This is a genomic window from Streptosporangium sp. NBC_01810 (assembly GCF_035917355.1).
Classification (GTDB): Bacteria; Actinomycetota; Actinomycetes; order Streptosporangiales; family Streptosporangiaceae; genus Streptosporangium.
In genome coordinates this window covers 5,606,959-5,621,898 of record NZ_CP109070.1, presented here as the reverse complement: position 1 = coordinate 5,621,898, position 14,940 = coordinate 5,606,959, and the positions used below count along the sequence as shown (strand labels likewise).

Here is a 14,940-nt window from a genome sequence, read left to right as displayed (position 1 = left end):
CCCGGTCAGGCATGGACGTTTACACCCTCGGCGAGGCGTTCGGCGTGGTCACCAGCGGCCGGATCCGCCACGAGCACGAGGCCAGGCTGGACGTCGCCGGCGCCGAGTTCAACGTCGCGATCGGGCTGTCCAGGCTCGGCCACCGGGTGAGCTGGCTGGGCAAGGTCGGCGGTGACGAGCTGGGGGCACGGATCCTCACCGTGCTGCGTGGCGAGGGGGTGGACGTCTCAGACGCCCGGGTGGACGAGGGGTCGCCGACCGGGATGATCCTGAAGGAGTCGAGGCTCGGTCAGGCCGCCAGGGTCACCTACTACCGCACCGGCGTCAGGCTCGCCCAGGGGAACGTTCCCGTCGACCGGGTCGCGGCATCGCGCGTCCTGCACGTCAGCGGGATCACCGCCGGGTTGAGCGCGCGCGACGCCATGCACGCCGCGGTACGGGCCGCGCGGACCGCGGGGGTCCCCGTCTCGGTGGCGATCGACTACCACGACCAGCTCTGGCCCGACCTGCGGGAGGCCGAGGAGATCCTCAGCGTGCTGGCCTGCTCGGCGGACGTGCTGTTCGTCCGGCAGAGCGAGCTTGACCTGGTCAAGCCCGCGCTCGCCGGAGACCGCGAGGTCATCGTGATGCGCGGCACCCGGGGGGCGAGCGTCCGGGTCGACGGCGTCCGTCATGACGCCGCCGGAGTCTCCGCACCCGTGGTCGATCCCAACGGCTCGGGGGACGCCTTCGTCGCGGGCTATCTCAGCGCGGCGCTGGAAGGACTGCACCCGACCGACCGGCTGCGGCGTGGATTCCTGCTCTCCGCCTTCGCCTCTTCGGGCCCCAGCGACTGGCAGGGTCTCCCGACCAGGGCCGAGTTGCCCCTGCTGGAACTCGACGGCTGACTTCGTACCTGGACCGCCGGGGTGCGCTCACCCGGGCGCGGGCCTCCCCGAACGAGCCGGAGCCGTTCACCCGGTCGTTATTCGGTCGCTCGCCGCCCCCCGTTAAGTGATCATTGACGTATGTCCGCACGTGAGATTGTTGTGCTCGGTTCCGCCAGTGCGGTTCCCACCCGTACCCGTAATCACAACGGTTATCCGCTGCACTGGGACGGACACGGCCTGCTGTTCGACCCGGGAGAGGGGACGCAGCGGCAGATGATTCACGCCGGGCTCAGCGTGCACAACATCAACTGGATCTGCCTGACCCATTTCCACGGCGACCACTGCCTCGGCGTGCCGGGATCGTCCAGCGGATGTCACGGGACGGGGTGGCCGAGGCGAACGCGGCCTTTCCCGCCAGTGGTGCGCTCTACTGGGAGCGGCTGCGGCATGCGACGATCTTCCACGACACCATCCGGATCCGCGAGCAGCCGCTCGGCGGCTCCGTGGCGGAACTCGACACCACCGGCGCGCCGTTCATCCTGACGGCCCGCCGGCTCGACCATCCGGTGGAGGCGTACGGCTATCGCCTGGTCGAGCCCGACGGCATCACCATGCTGCCGGACGAACTCGCCGCCCGAGGCGTGCACGGCCTCGCCATACGTCGGCTGCGGGAAGACGGCCAGGTCACCGCCGGCCAGGCAGCCAGGGTCGCCTCCGAGGCCGGCGTCCGGCGGCTGGGGCTCACCCATTTCTCCGAGCGGTACCGCGCCGAGGACGAGCACCGCTTCGCCGACCAGGCGGCCGCCGCGTTCCGTGGCGACATCGTCGTCGCCCACGACCTCGACCGCATTCCAGTCCCACCCCGCAGACGGGCGTGAAATGCTCCGACGTCCCGTACGCCGGAGCGGTTCAGGTCCTGCGGGCCGGCAGGTCCCCCTCGCGGAACTCCACAGCCGGATACTCCCGGCCGCCGACGGCGACTGCGCATCAGGTACATGAACGTTTCTCCAGGTGGGAACGGATGGGCTACAGGGTCAGCGGTAGACGAGGCCGGCGCCGACCGCGACCACCTCGCCGTACGGCTCGTGCCCGGGGATCAGCGGCAGCCGGTCCACCCCGAGGTCGCCGCTGACCAGGTGCAGGTCGGTGCCGCAGATGCCGCACGAACGGACGGCGATCACCACGCCGTCGGGTGCCGGCGTCGGATCGGGCATTTGGGTCACGGCGAGCCGGTCCGGTGCCGTTACCACTACGGCGTACATTGGCTCCTCCTCGTTCGGGTCACGCGAAGACGATCAGGCCGCGGGTCTGCGTGCCGGAGCTGAGCGCGTCGTACGCCTCGTCCACCTGATCGATCCGCCATCTTCCGGAGACCAGGTCGTCCAGGCGCAGCCGCCCGGCGAGATAGAGGTCGACCAGATCGGGGAAGTCGACCGGTGGATTCGACGAGCCGTATTTGGAAGCGATGATCCGGCGTTCCCCGTTGAGCAGGTGTCCCGGGTCGAAGGAGAGAGTCGCACCGTCCGGATACCCGGCGATCAGCACGCAGGTGCCCTGGGCGGCCAGGACGCGCGTCGCGATCGGGAACGCGGACGGCGCACCGCTGGTGACGAACGCGTAGTCCACGCCACCGCCGGTGATGTCGAGGATGCGCTCGGCGGCGTCGTCCGCTGTCGCGTCCACACAATGCGTGGCGCCGAGCGCTGTGAGCGCGGGAAACTTCTCCGGCACCACGTCGACGGCCACGATCGGGTACGCGCCGGCCAGTGCGCCCGCGTGCAGCGCGCTGATGCCGACCCCGCCGCATCCGACCACCACCATGCTCTCGCCGGTCCGCACCCGCGCGGTGTTGCGCACCGCGCCCACCCCGGTCGCGGCGGCACATCCGATCAGCGCGGCCAGGTCCAGCGGGATCCGCGGGTCGACGGTGACCACGGCGCGTTCGTTCAGCACGGTCAGCGGCGCGTTGGTGGCCGGGCCATAGTGGAAGACCTCCGCGCCGTCGAGGTGAAACCGGGTGGTGTGGTCGGCCATCCGGCCCAGGGGCGGCTGGGCGGTGCACAGGGCGGGCGCTCCCCGCAGGCAGGTCCGGCACCGGCCGCAGCCGGGCGCCCAGGAAACGATGACATGGTCGCCTTCGGCGACCGACGTGACGCCGGGGCCGACCGACTCGACCACCCCGGCCCCCTCGTCGCCCAGCACGATCGGCATCGGGATCCCCGTGTGTTGGCCGTTCATCGTGTACAGGCAGCTGTGGCAGACTCCGGAGGCCGCCATCCGTACCCGTACCTCGCCCGCGCGGGGTTCGTCGACGTCCAGTTCGACGACGCGGTGCGGGGTACCCGCCTGAAACAGCACCGGCGTGGCTACGCGCATCGGGTTTCCTCCTTCAACGGTCAGCCGGCGGCCGGCCCGGATATGTGGATCTTCACTTCGGTACCGGTGGCCGCCGTGCGCAGCGCGTCCGGCGCGTCGCCGACCAGACATACCGAGGTGACGAGCCGGTCGACCGGCGCTCCGGCGGCGATGAGCCGTTCTGCGGCGGTGAAGTCGTCCGGTACGTACATGGCCGAGCCGGCGATACGGATCTCCTGGTCCTGGATGGCCTCGATGGCGACCTCCAGCGGACCGTGGCCGACGCCAACGACGATCACGCTGCCGCCGCGTGACGACAGCGAGATCGCGACACCCAGCGAGCCCGCGGTCGCCACGCAGTCGAAGACCACGTCCGGCCGGCCGCCGAGAACGCCGGCGAGGCCGGCTTCGAGCGCCGGGTCGGCCGCGTCCAGGGCCGCCACCGCGCCCAGCCGGGTGGCCAGCGCCCGCTTGCCCGCGACCGGATCGGTGACCGCCACCGCACCGGCCCCCGCGTCGAGCGCCGCGAGCAGCACGCACTGCCCGATCGTGCCGCCGCCGAGCACGGCGACCGTGCACCCGTCGAGCCGCCCGCCGCGCCCGGCCGCCAGGCCGACCGCGTGCACCGCGGTGGCCAGCGGCTCGGTCATCGCCGCCGCACGCAGGGAGACGCCGGTGGGGACCGGTGCGAGCGCGGCGTACGGCACCGCGAAGTAGTCGGCGAACGCGCCGGGCCGGTGCGAGCCGATCCCGACCAGGTTGGCACACAGGTTCTCCCGGCCGCGCCGGCAGTAGAAGCATTGTCCGCAGTGCAGGCTCGGGCGCAGGTAGACGGCGTCGCCCACCGCGAGCCCGGCCGTGCCGGGGCCGGCCTCGGCCACCACGCCGGACGCCTCGTGGCCCGGCGCGATCGGGTAGGGCAGCCATGGATGCCCGCGCCGCAGCGTGTGCAGGTCCGAGCCGCAGATACCGGCGTAGGCCATGCGTACCAGAACCTCGCCCGCCTCTGGCCGGGGGATCGGCACTTCGCGCACCTCGACCAGTTCAGGCCCGTTGATCCACACCTGTCGCATGCTCAATGGTCACCGCTCCTTCCCGCGGTCGTGCCGAACAGATAACCGGCGATGCCGCACCGGCCGACGTCGAGCAGGTAGACCGACCCCCCGCCGCCGGCCGGGTCGACGTCGTCCGCGGCGGTGGTCACCGCGAGCAGGTCGAGGTCGCGGCCGGCGAAGGCGCACGAGGTGACGTTCCGGTCGGGCAGGTCGACCCGCCCGACCGGCGTGCCGTCGGCGCGCAGCCGTACCAGACAGCCGGCACCCCAGACGGCGAGCCACAGGTCGGCCTGCGCGTCCACGGTCAGGCCGTCGGGGATGCCATTGGAGATCCGAGCGATGACCTCGCGCGCCCCGACCCCGCCGCTGTGGGAGAACGCGGCGCGGGACACGGTTCCTTCGCCGCTGTCGACGAAGAACATCGTGTCGCCGGACGGGCTCCAGGCGATGCCGTTGCCGTGGCTGATCCCGGTCCAGTGCCGGACTGTCTCGCCGGTCGGGTCGATCGACCACAGTGCGGCGGCGCCCGGCTGCCCCGGACAGACCGTGCCGGCCCAGAGTCGGCCGTCCGGGCCCGCCTTCGCGTCGTTGAACCGTATCCCGGCGGGCCGGTCGGGGATCCGCGCCAGTACGGTGGCCGGTCCGCCCGGCCCGTCCGCACGGCGAAGAACCTGCCGGTCGACGGTGAGTACCAGACCGCCGCCGGTCTCGGCGGCGACCGCGCTGACCACCCCGGCCGCGACGGGCCGGTGTTCGTGCCCGCCCGGACGCAGCGTGTGCAGCTCGCCGCGTACCGCGTCGACCCAGCGTAGTTCCGCGGTGTCGGGCATCCACAGCGGACTCTCCGCCAGCGCACACCGGCTGTCGACGACCTGTACGGTGCGCGCGGGGAGGCGGGGCAGGCGGCCGAGGTTCATCGGCACTCCGGCGGCAGGCAGGCGATCACCCGGACCGTGCCCCGCAGGCGCAGCGGTCCGGCCGCGGCGGGCACCACCAGCGTCTGTCCGCGCGCGATGGGGGTTTTTCCGCCGTTCCAGACCAGTGTGCCTGCGCCGTCGGTGACGACGAGGACGGCGAAGCCGGCGACCGGCAGTGCCTGTTCCTCGGTGCACTCCGCCTGCCATGCGCGGAAGTAGGCGTCCGCGTCGGCGGGGAAGAGGCTGCGCAGCCGGCCGCCGGAGGACGACCGGAGGTCACGGGGCGCCGGTGTCAGCTCGCCGAGCCGGTCTGCATAGCCATTCAGGTCGAAGCAGGTCAGCGCGAGATCCCAGCCCAGTCCGAGCGTCGCCGCCGCCGGTCCCAGCCCGAACGCGTCGTGCTCGGCGAGCACCGAGAACGATGTCGGCTCCTGCAGCTCGGTCACCATTACCCCGGCGCCGATCGCGTGCGGCAGCCCGGCGGGTACGTAGAACACCTGGCCGCCGGTCACCGGGATCTCGTTCATCGCGGCGAGCATGGCGGTGCTGTCCTGGGCGGCGATCCAGCGCCGCAGTTCCTCGGTGCCGACCCGGTCACGCATGCCGAGCCAGACCCGGGCGCCGGGCGCGGCGGCCAGCACGATCCAGCCCTCGGTCTTGCCGAACCGGCTGCCCAGGTGGGCACGGGCGAAGTCGCGCGTCGGGTGGCAGTGCACCGGCAGCCGTTCGCCCGCGTCGAGCAGCTTGACCAGCAGCCCGCTTTCCGTGCCGTAGGCGGCGGCGAGCTCCTGCCCCAGCCAGGCCTGCGGGTCGGCTGCCACCAGGTCGCGCAGCGAGCCGCGGTCGGTGCGCGAGACCCCTGTGTCCGACGGGTACCCGGGCGGCAGGATGGCGGCGGGCAGGGCGGTCAGCGACCCGACCCAGTCCTCCGGGCCGGTCGGGCCGGCACCGCCGCCCCGGAACTCGGTGATCCGCTCGCCGCCTGAGTAGTAGACCGGTATCCGGTTGTCCGCCAGTCGCAGCGGGGCTGGTGTGGCGTTCATCGGCTGCCTCCCGCCGGGGGCGGATCGTCGAGGGGATAAAGCGGTCGCGGCGCGTGCCGGAACTCGAGGTAGTCGAGCCGGGGCGTGCTGGCGCCGGGCAGGTCGAGCAGGATCGCGCCGGCGTGGATGCCGCGGAACCCGGCCCGATACATGGTGGCCGAGCGGACCACGACGGTGTCCGCGTCGGCGGGTTCGAGCCCGGCATGCCGGTATCCGGCGGGATCGAAGGTCGGTGCCGGTCGCTCGGTCACCAGCACCACCAAGCCCTCGCCGGTGTCCACGGTCGCCCAGCGGCCCATGGAGACAGGCTGGCCGGTCATCGAGTCACCGGTCAGGATGACCGGTTCCGCGCCCAGCCGCCGTACGGTTCCGGTCAGCGGCGCCGGCGCGGACCACCGCGGGTCCAGGGTCGCGCCGACCACGGTGTCGACCGTGGCCCAGGGGCCTGCGGCGAAACACGCGGCCACCGCCGGCGCGTCCACCACCGTCGCGTACGCCCGCAGGCCCCGGCCGTGCTCCCGCAGTGCGGCGATCACGGCGGCGCTGTCGGCGGTGGCCCCCGCCGTGGGCGAGTCGGCGGACTGGACCAGCAGCACCGGCCCGAGTCCGGTACCCGGGCGGATCCGGCGGATGGCCTCGGTGACCGGTACCGGCTCGACCGCGAACCCGGCCCTGCCGTCCCACGCCTCGCCGGCGATCCGCTCGGCGACCGCTTCGGCCGCGGAATCGGCGCCCGGCGCTCCGTTGTGTGTGACCGTTACGCCGAACCCCAGCTCCGGCACGTCCAGCCAGGGCTGCACCGGGAACAGCGACACATCGAGGATCGGCCCGCCGGTCGCCGCGTCGGCGAGCGCGCGCAGCCGTGCCATCGGCGGGTCGGCCAGGGCCTGCGACTCGGCCGGCACCAGCATGGGCCGCTTGGCCACCACCGTACCCGGCCGCGGCCCGTCGGCCGCCGCGCGCAGCGCGAGGTCGGCGGCGCGCCGCCCGGTGTCGCCCTGGTCCACGTGCGGGTAGGTGTGGAAGCCGATCAGCGCGGTGGCGGTGCGCACGATCCGCCGCGTCACGTTGGCGTGCAGGTCGTGTGTCACGATCAGTGGCACGCCGGGAGCGAGCACCGCGCGCGCGGCTTCGACCAGCACGGCGTCGGCGTCGGCCGCGCCGTCGGCGACCAGCGCGCCGTGCAGGCAGAGCACCAGCGCGTCGACCGGTCCGGCGGCGACCAGGCCGTCGGACAGCAGGCCCCGCAGGGTGGCGAAGGCGCGGCTGTCGAGGACGCCGCCGGACATCGCCCAGGCACGCATGATCGGCACTGGCCGTGCTCCTGCCTCCTCGATCCGCTCGACCGCACCGGCGAACTCCGTGTTGGTGCCGGCGGACCGGGCCTTGGCCTCGGCACCGAGCCAGAGCCCCTGCGCCCGGAAGTCGTCCATGGCGGACGGTTGCGGGGAGAAGGTGTTGGTCTCCTGGATGAGACTCGCGACGGCGATCCGGGCCGGCATCAGTGCATCACCCAGCCACCGTCGACGACCAGCAGTTGCCCGGTCACGAACGACGCGTCGTCGCTCAGCAGGAAGCTCGCCGCCGCCGCCACGTCCGCGGGTTCGCCGCGCCGGCTCAGCGACTGTACCGCCGACATGGCCGCGGCGAGCTCGGTCTCATCGCCGTACACCGACTCCGCCGGGGTACGGATCGCACCAGGCGCGATGGCGTTGAACCGCACGCCGTCCGGACCGGCCTCCCGGGCCAGCGCCCGGGTCAGCCCGACCAGAGCGGCCTTCGAGGTCACGTAGTGCAGGTTCCCGGTCCGGCCGAGCAACGGCGTGACCGACGACATCACCACCACCGCACCGTGGCCGCCGGCGACCAGGTCGGGATAGGCCGCCTGGACGCAGAGGAAGGCGCCGGTGACATTGACCGCGAGCACCCGCGACCAGTCCTCGGCGGTGAGCCGTCGCCAGTCGCCCTGCGCGGCCACCGACGTCGCCGCGTTGCACACCAGCGCCGATACCGGCCCGAACCGGTCGCGTGCCGTGCTCATCAGTTCCGCAACCTGGTCCGGATCGGACACGTCGGCGGGAATCGCGGTGGCCCGATCGGTACCGATCTGCCGGACCAGCGCCTCGGCGGTGGCCTCCTCGCCGGCTGCCGGGTGGTAGTTCACCGCGACCGCCGCGCCGTCGGCCGCCAGCCGCTGCGCGATCCGCTGCCCAATGCCGCCCGCCGCCCCGGTCACCACGGCCACCCGGCCGGCCAATGGCCGTGCCGACATCAGAACCTCGGGAACTTCGCGCGGAACCCGGGCTGCGCGGCGTCGGCGAACTCGCTGCCCTCACCGTTCCTGCGGTGGTAGTCCGCGTAGAACCGCAGCTTGTCCTGGTCGATCTCGACGCCGAGCCCGGGTCCGGTCGGCACCTGGATCCGCCCGTTCCGGAAGGTGAACGGCGCGGTGATGATGTCGTCGGCCTGCTCCGGCAGGTGGGAGTCGACGGCGTGACTGACCATCGTCTCCGCGGCCGCCACATGCAGCACCGCCGCGGTGGAGATGCCCAGCTCGCGGTCGCTGTGCATGCTCAGCCCGAGGTTGAACGTCTCGCACACCTTCGCCAGTTGCAGCACCGAGCTGGGGCCGCCCCAGAAGTGGACGTCGCCGAGGATCACGTCGACCGCGCGCAGCCGTACCGACAGCGGGATCTGCTCGAACGTGACGCAGCACATGTTGGTGGCCAACGGCACCGGGGTGCGCTCCCGGACCAGCGACATTCCCTCGATCCCCCAGGTCGGATCCTCGCAGAACTCCAGGCCGTAGTCGGCCAGTTCGTTGAGCACCCGGATGCTGGTCTCCACCGACCACACCGCGTTGGGATCGATCCGCAGGTACCGCAGCCGCGAACCGAGCCGCTCCCGCATCATCCGGACCGACGCGATCTCCTGCTCCGGCGGCAGGACCCCGTTCTTGAACTTGATGTCGGAGAAACCGTATGTGTCGAACAGCTCTTCGGCATGGTCGGCGGCGTCCTCGGGACGGTCGCCGTTACCGATCTCGCCCGCGGAGGCGTAGCGGTAGAAGACATATGCGGCGAACTCCACCTGTTCGGTTTCGATGCCGCCCCACAGATCCCCGCAGCGCTTGCCCAGCGCCTTGCCGACCAGGTCCCAGCAGGCCATCTCCACGGCGGCACCGGCCAGCTTCGCGGCGCCGACCAGCGCCAACTGCTCGCTGGTCATCCGGAAGACGCTGAAGCGGCGGGTGATCCGCCACACCTCCATCGGATCGACTCCGATGTAGAGGTCGCGGTGCAGCATGAGGGCGCGCACGATCTCATCGCCACCCCGGGTCTCGCCGACGCCGATCAGTCCCTCGTCGGTGATCAGTTCGACGATGGTACGGGTGGTGGACACCTCTACACCAAAGGACCAGCGCAGCGGCCGGCGCAGCGGCACCGTCACCGGGGTCGCACGAATGTCAACGATCTTCAAGAGACGTTCCCTTCTGGTCGGGCGCCGGCGAGTACCGCGCGAACCGCGGCAAGGGTGGCGTCGACATGGCTGTCCTCGTGCGCGGCGGACACGAACCAGGTGCCTCGGGGCAGCACCCGCACCCCGTGGCGCAGCAGCGCCGCCGCGAAGTCGGCGTACCGCGCGGTGTCGGCCTGCTGCGCCTCGCGGTAGTCGCGCGGGTGCACCGTGCCGAACCGCACGTGGAACACGGCCGGATAGCCGACGATCCGGGCGTCCACCCCCGCTGCCGCGAACTCCTCGCGCAGCCCCGCCATCAACCGGGTGCCGACCTGGTCGATCCGCCGGTAGGGGGCGCCGTCCCGGATCTGGGTCAGGGTGGCGAGCGTGGCGGCCATCGCGATGGACTGGGTGTTGTAGGTGCCGCCGTGCAGCACCTGCCGGTCGGCGACCAGGTTCATGTACCGCCGCCGGCCCACCAGCGCGGCCACCGGGAACCCGCTGGCCAGCGCCTTACCGAGGACGGTCAGGTCGGGCAGCACGCCGAACCGCTGCTGCGCGCCGCCCGGGGCGACCCGGAAACCGGTGATCACCTCGTCGAAGACGAGCACGGTCCCGGCGGCGTCACAGGCCTCGCGGACCGCTTCGAGATATCCCGGCGCCGGAACGATACCGGCGCTGTTGAACATGACCGGCTCCATGATGACGGCGGCCACGTCGCCTGAGCCGAGCCGGTCGCGTAGGGCCTCGGTGTCGTTCCAGGGCAGTACGGATATGTTCCGGTCGGGTATCTGGCCCGCAGAGCCGGGGAGCGGCACCGGTGCCTCGCGCGGGCCGGCCTCGGAGAGGTCCGGCGCCACGCTCCACAGGACGTTGTCGAACCAGCCGTGATAGTGGCCCTCGAACTTGACCACCGTCGACCGCCCGGTGGCCGCCCGCGCCACCCGCAGCGCGACCTGTACCGCCTCGCTGCCGGAGACGGAGAAGCGAACCAGCTCCGCGGAGGGCACCAGTTCGACCAGCAACCGCGCGGCGGCGTACTCCAGTTCGGTCTGCCCGGCGACGAGGATGCTGCGGTCGAGCTGCGCCCGCGCGGCCTCGACGACGGCCGGTGGCCGGTGGCCGAGCAGCATCGGTCCCATGCCGAGGAAGTAGTCGATCAACTGGTTGCCGTCGACATCGGTCAGGATCGGGCCGTCCGCCGACGCGAAGACCAGCGGATGGGGGCGTATTCCGAGCCGGAAGGCGCTGTTCACCCCACCCGCGACCACCGCCGAGGCGTGTTCGATCTGTGCGCGTGACACGTCGAATTCCATCAGTCGCTCTCCTTCACCAGATCGTCCATCCGCCGTCGACCACCAGGCTCTGCCCGGTGACGAACGAGGAGGAGGGCGCCGCGAGGAACAGGACGGCCGAACGCAGTTCCCGGTCGGTCCCCAGCCGGCGCATCGGGGTGCCGTCGGACAACGCCGCGATCACCTCGGGTCGTAACGCGTCGTCGTTGGCCGGGCTGGGGAACATGCCGGGGCACAGCGCGTTGACCGTCACCCCGGTCGGCCCGACCTGGGCGGCGAGGAACCTGGTCATCCCGATGACGGCGTGCTTGCTGGCGAAGTAGGACGCGATGTCCAGGCCGAGGCCCGGATAGCGGCCGGCATCGCCGGCGACCAGCCCGTACACCGAGGCGACGTTGATCACCCGGCCCCAGCCGCGCTCGATCATGCCGGGTACGAAACGCTGACAGAGCCAGAACGGCGCCTCCACATTGAGTGTCATGATCCGTCGCCACTCCGCGGAGTCGACCTCCTGCCAGGGGGTCCGGTGTGCCAGTCCGGCGTTGTTGACCAGCACGTCGATCTCGCCGGCCGCGGCGACCAGCGCGTCCACGTCGGCGGGGACCGTCACGTCGGCCCGGACCGGCCGGACGTCACCGCGCTCGGCCAGCTCGGCGGCGGTCCGCTCCAGCGGTTCCAGGCGGCGCCCGCAGATGACCACGTCGGCACCCGCGTCCACGAACGCCTCGGTCATCTGCCGGCCGAGCCCGTCCCCGCCACCGGTGACCAGTACCCGGCGGCCGGTCAGGTCGAAGTCGTCCATGTCACTTCCCCATCCTGCTGGTGGAATCGTCGACGTCCTCCAGGCCGGCCATCAGGTGCAGCAGCCTGGTGTGGGTTATCCGGTGGACCGAGTCGTCGTACACCACCCGGCCCAGCCGCAGCACCACCACCCGGTCCGCGACGGCGAAGACGGTGCGGATGTCGTGGCTGATCAGGATCACACCGGCGCCGTTCTCCGCGGCCTGCCGGGTGATGCGCAGCACGTTGCGGGTCTGCGCGACACCCAGCGCCGCGGTGGGCTCGTCGAGGATGACCAGCTTGACGTCTTCCTTCATGGCACGGGCGATCGCGACCGACTGGCGCTGGCCGCCGGACAGCCGCCCCACCGACCGGTTCATGTCGGTCAGCGTGATGCCCAGCGATGCCAGCCGCGTCCTCGTGCGGGCGACGGCGGCGGCGTCGTCGCGTACCGGGATCAGCCCGAACATCCGGCGCCGTGGTTCGTCGCCCAGGATCAGGTTGTGGGCCACCCCGAGATTCGGGCAGACCGCCAGATCCTGGTGCACCGTCTCGATGCCGGCCCGCCGGGCGTCGATCGGGCCGCCGAACTCGACCGGCCGGCCGTCCAGTTCGATGCGGCCGGCGTCCGGCTTGTAGACGCCCGAGATCAGTTTGATCAGCGTCGACTTGCCGGCGCCGTTGTCACCGACGACGCAGACGACCTCGCCGCCGCGCACCGAGAACGTGCCGTCGCGCAGTGCGAAGACCGGTCCGAACCGGCGGGACAGGCCGGTCGCGGTGAGCACCACGTCGCCCGGCTCGCGGGTTCGTTGCACACCCAGGCCGTACTCGTCGTCGGAGTCGGTGGGTGGCGACACGCCTGCCGCCACCGGTTCGCCCGCCTCGGGGGGCGCGTCGTCGCGCGCCGATCGCGCCCGCCGGTGCTCGGCGATCTGGTCGGCGCCGAGGGCCAGCAGCAGCACCAGACCCTTGCTGATCTGCTGCCACCAGTCCGCCAGCCCTGCGAAGATCAGACCGGAACTGAGGATGCCGATGGTGGCGACGCCGACGAAAACGCCGGCCGGGTGCCCGCTGCCGCCGGCGAACCCGACTCCGCCGAGGATGACGGCGGTGAGCACGTCCAGCTCGAAGGCGGTGCCGATCTGCGGGGTGCCGCTGCCCAGCCGGGCGGTGGTCAGCAGCGCGACCACGCCCATCAACAGGCCGTTGAGCACGTACAGCCGGACGATCACCCAGTCGACGTCGATCCCGGTCAGCCTGGCCGCCTGCTGGTTGCCGCCGATGGCGAACAGCCGCAGACCGGTGGCCGCGCGCAGCAGCCAGAAGCCGCCGGCCACGAAGACGACCGTGGCGATGATGACCGGCAGTGGCACGTTGTCGATCCGGGCACGGCCGAGGAAGATGAAGGCGTCGGAGAAGCCGAACACCGACTTGCCCTCACTGACCAGGTAGGCCAGGCCCTTGAAGACCGCCATGGTGCCCAGCGTGACGATGAGCGGTGAGATCTTCATGTACTTCACGAGGATCCCGTTGGTCAGGCCGAGAATCAGCCCGGCGACCAACCCGGCGAGCACCGCGACCCAGACGCTGCCCTGGTCCTGGGCGAAGTACGCGATGATCACCGAGATGAGCGCGTACTGGCCGCCGATCGACAGGTCGACATTCCCTGAGACGACCAGGAACATCGCGCCGACCGCCGCGATCGCGATCGCCGAGATGTTCATCAGAATGGCGAGACCGTTGGAGACCGTGAAGAAGTTGTCGTAGGCGAACCCGAAGTAGGCCACCAGGACGACGCAGAGCAGGGCCAGCCCGGTACGCCGGCTGGGCTCGCCGGGAACCAGGTAACGGCGGTTCACCAGCACGGAACTGATCGACACAGCAACCCCTCAGGCGGCGGTTCAGGCGGCGTAGTTGATGAACTGGTCACGTTCCTGGTAGCGGATGGAGCCCAGCAGGGTGAAGTAGGTGCCGGCGTTCTGCCAGGTCTCGGCCACCGCTTTCATGTCGGCCCGGTACTTGTCGATGGTCTCGGCCGAGTTGAGCTCGATGGCGTTGAACTGCATGACCTGGGGGATCGGCTTACCCTCCAGCCAGTCCGCCGCGAACTGTCCCCAGGCGTAGCCCATCAGCGGGTAGGCGAAGGCGAAGCTGGCCTTGTACGCTCCGCTCTTGCGGACCTCGGCCAGTGCCTGCTCGTCGCCGTCGATCCCGGACAGGTACATCTCCGGCCGGTCCTTGCCCGCGGCCTGCAGCGCCGACAGCGCGCCCAGGCAGAACGTGTCGCCGCCCAGGATGACGTTGACGTCGGGGTGGGCCTGCAGGATGGTGTTCATCGCCTTGAAGCCACCATCCTGCGTGAGAGCCGGCGGCTGGACGTCGGCGATGATCTTCACGCCCGGTCCGGCGGTCTTCAGACCGTCCAGCACGCCCTGGTGCCGGGCCTTGAGCACTTCGATGGTGTCGATGTTGAAGTAGACGGCATTGGCCTTGCCGCCCAGCTTCTCGGTGATGTATTTGGCGGCTGCCAGCCCCTGGGTGTTTCCGACCTTGTACTGGTCGGCGACGGCCTGTGAGGTGCTCGGCGGAGTCACCAGCGACATCACGGCGGCGCCCGCCTCGATCGCGCGCTTCATCAGCGGAGCCTGGGCGTTGGCGTCCAGTGGCTGGATGCACAGCGCGCCGATGCCGCGCTGCAGGAAGGTCTCGATCTGCTCGACGTTCTTGGCCGAGTCGTCGTTGGCGATCGCCGTCACGAACTCCAGCCCGCGCGCCGTGGCGGCCAGCTCGATGGATCGGGTGATCTGCAGGAAGAACTCGGCATCGGAGGTGTTGGCCCAAGCGATCCGCTTCGGGATCGAGGGTTTCTCTCCCGCCGGAGCGCCGAACTGGAAGGGCGCCAGCTTCTTCTTCTCGGTGATGCCGTTGCCGATCGCCTTCTGGGTGGCACCCGACCCAGCGCTCTGCTTCGAGCCGGAGCCCGACCCGCTGTCGACCGAACACGCGCTGAGCAGCGGCGCACCGACAGTGAGCCCGGCTCCGGTAATGACGCTGAGGCGCAGTAGATCGCGCCGGTTGAACTGCCCTGGGCCCTTCGATGCGTCAGGCATTGCCACCTCTTAGGGTTAGTCCGCTATGCGGACTGTCTTTCTGCTATGCGGACC

General features: G+C 71.3%; 13 protein-coding genes and 1 pseudogene. 2 read left to right on the top strand and 12 right to left on the bottom strand.

Features of this window, described 5'->3' with window-relative positions; translation table 11 throughout:
• Positions 1-11 precede the first annotated feature (11 nt).
• Together OIE13_RS24820 and OIE13_RS24815 are read left to right on the top strand one after the other, a co-directional pair.
• Complete coding sequence (locus OIE13_RS24820; RefSeq protein WP_326636035.1) at positions 12-887, top strand: sugar kinase; 876 nt, start codon at positions 12-14, stop codon at positions 885-887.
• Between the two features lie 120 nt (positions 888-1,007).
• Positions 1,008-1,747, top strand: a pseudogene (locus OIE13_RS24815) (MBL fold metallo-hydrolase).
• Positions 1,748-1,903: 156 nt separating this feature from the next.
• On the opposite strand, the gene OIE13_RS24810 reads toward OIE13_RS24815, so the two are convergent.
• Genes OIE13_RS24810 through OIE13_RS24755 form a run of 12 tightly spaced genes read right to left on the bottom strand, consistent with a single transcriptional unit; the run spans position 1,904 to position 14,886 of the window.
• Positions 1,904-2,131, bottom strand: a complete 228-nt coding sequence (locus OIE13_RS24810) for an alcohol dehydrogenase catalytic domain-containing protein (protein ID WP_326636040.1) — start codon at positions 2,129-2,131, stop codon at positions 1,904-1,906.
• A gap of 19 nt (positions 2,132-2,150) precedes the next feature.
• Positions 2,151-3,245: a zinc-binding dehydrogenase gene (locus OIE13_RS24805; RefSeq protein WP_326636042.1), complete on the bottom strand. Its 1,095-nt coding sequence runs from the start codon at positions 3,243-3,245 to the stop codon at positions 2,151-2,153.
• Positions 3,246-3,265: 20 nt separating this feature from the next.
• Positions 3,266-4,297 carry a zinc-dependent alcohol dehydrogenase gene (locus OIE13_RS24800; protein WP_326646974.1) on the bottom strand — a complete coding sequence of 344 codons (1,032 nt, stop codon included), beginning with the start codon at positions 4,295-4,297 and terminating at the stop codon, positions 3,266-3,268.
• Positions 4,298-4,299: 2 nt separating this feature from the next.
• Positions 4,300-5,196, bottom strand: a complete 897-nt coding sequence (locus OIE13_RS24795) for an SMP-30/gluconolactonase/LRE family protein (protein WP_326636044.1) — start codon at positions 5,194-5,196, stop codon at positions 4,300-4,302.
• The gene (locus tag OIE13_RS24790; RefSeq protein WP_326636045.1) at positions 5,193-6,239 is read right to left on the bottom strand and encodes a class I mannose-6-phosphate isomerase; all 1,047 of its coding nucleotides are present in this window, start codon (positions 6,237-6,239) and stop codon (positions 5,193-5,195) included. Before OIE13_RS24790 ends, OIE13_RS24795 begins: the two co-directional genes overlap by 4 nt.
• On the bottom strand, positions 6,236-7,741 hold the full coding sequence (locus OIE13_RS24785) for a M81 family metallopeptidase (protein WP_326636047.1): 1,506 nt from the start codon (positions 7,739-7,741) through the stop codon (positions 6,236-6,238). The genes OIE13_RS24790 and OIE13_RS24785 overlap by 4 nt, the downstream gene beginning before the upstream one ends.
• The gene (locus OIE13_RS24780; RefSeq protein WP_326636049.1) at positions 7,741-8,511 is read right to left on the bottom strand and encodes an SDR family NAD(P)-dependent oxidoreductase; all 771 of its coding nucleotides are present in this window, start codon (positions 8,509-8,511) and stop codon (positions 7,741-7,743) included. The genes OIE13_RS24785 and OIE13_RS24780 overlap by 1 nt, the downstream gene beginning before the upstream one ends.
• On the bottom strand, positions 8,511-9,719 hold the full coding sequence (locus OIE13_RS24775; protein WP_326636051.1) for an enolase C-terminal domain-like protein: 1,209 nt from the start codon (positions 9,717-9,719) through the stop codon (positions 8,511-8,513). Before OIE13_RS24775 ends, OIE13_RS24780 begins: the two co-directional genes overlap by 1 nt.
• Complete coding sequence (locus tag OIE13_RS24770) at positions 9,716-11,014, bottom strand: aspartate aminotransferase family protein (RefSeq protein WP_326636052.1); 1,299 nt, start codon at positions 11,012-11,014, stop codon at positions 9,716-9,718. Before OIE13_RS24770 ends, OIE13_RS24775 begins: the two co-directional genes overlap by 4 nt.
• A gap of 13 nt (positions 11,015-11,027) precedes the next feature.
• Positions 11,028-11,795: an SDR family NAD(P)-dependent oxidoreductase gene (locus OIE13_RS24765; protein ID WP_326636054.1), complete on the bottom strand. Its 768-nt coding sequence runs from the start codon at positions 11,793-11,795 to the stop codon at positions 11,028-11,030.
• A gap of 1 nt (position 11,796) precedes the next feature.
• Complete coding sequence (locus tag OIE13_RS24760; RefSeq protein WP_326636056.1) at positions 11,797-13,656, bottom strand: ABC transporter permease subunit; 1,860 nt, start codon at positions 13,654-13,656, stop codon at positions 11,797-11,799.
• Between the two features lie 21 nt (positions 13,657-13,677).
• Entirely contained in the window at positions 13,678-14,886 is a 1,209-nt protein-coding gene (locus OIE13_RS24755; RefSeq protein WP_326828819.1) for a sugar ABC transporter substrate-binding protein, read from the bottom strand.
• Positions 14,887-14,940 lie beyond the last annotated feature (54 nt).

Excerpts from the sequence above, each read along its gene's own strand:
- OIE13_RS24800 (WP_326646974.1), bottom strand. The coding sequence starts at position 4,297 with ATGCGACAGGTGTGGATCAACGGGCCTGAACTGGTCGAGGTGCGCGAA.
- OIE13_RS24795 (WP_326636044.1), bottom strand. The coding sequence starts at position 5,196 with ATGAACCTCGGCCGCCTGCCCCGCCTCCCCGCGCGCACCGTACAGGTC.
- OIE13_RS24770 (WP_326636052.1), bottom strand. The coding sequence starts at position 11,014 with ATGGAATTCGACGTGTCACGCGCACAGATCGAACACGCCTCGGCGGTG.
- OIE13_RS24810 (WP_326636040.1), bottom strand. The coding sequence starts at position 2,131 with ATGTACGCCGTAGTGGTAACGGCACCGGACCGGCTCGCCGTGACCCAA.
- OIE13_RS24785 (WP_326636047.1), bottom strand. The coding sequence starts at position 7,741 with ATGCCGGCCCGGATCGCCGTCGCGAGTCTCATCCAGGAGACCAACACC.
- OIE13_RS24755 (WP_326828819.1), bottom strand. The coding sequence starts at position 14,886 with ATGCCTGACGCATCGAAGGGCCCAGGGCAGTTCAACCGGCGCGATCTA.
- OIE13_RS24805 (WP_326636042.1), bottom strand. The coding sequence starts at position 3,245 with ATGCGCGTAGCCACGCCGGTGCTGTTTCAGGCGGGTACCCCGCACCGC.
- OIE13_RS24765 (WP_326636054.1), bottom strand. The coding sequence starts at position 11,795 with ATGGACGACTTCGACCTGACCGGCCGCCGGGTACTGGTCACCGGTGGC.
- OIE13_RS24790 (WP_326636045.1), bottom strand. The coding sequence starts at position 6,239 with ATGAACGCCACACCAGCCCCGCTGCGACTGGCGGACAACCGGATACCG.
- OIE13_RS24780 (WP_326636049.1), bottom strand. The coding sequence starts at position 8,511 with ATGTCGGCACGGCCATTGGCCGGCCGGGTGGCCGTGGTGACCGGGGCG.
- OIE13_RS24820 (WP_326636035.1), top strand. The coding sequence starts at position 12 with ATGGACGTTTACACCCTCGGCGAGGCGTTCGGCGTGGTCACCAGCGGC.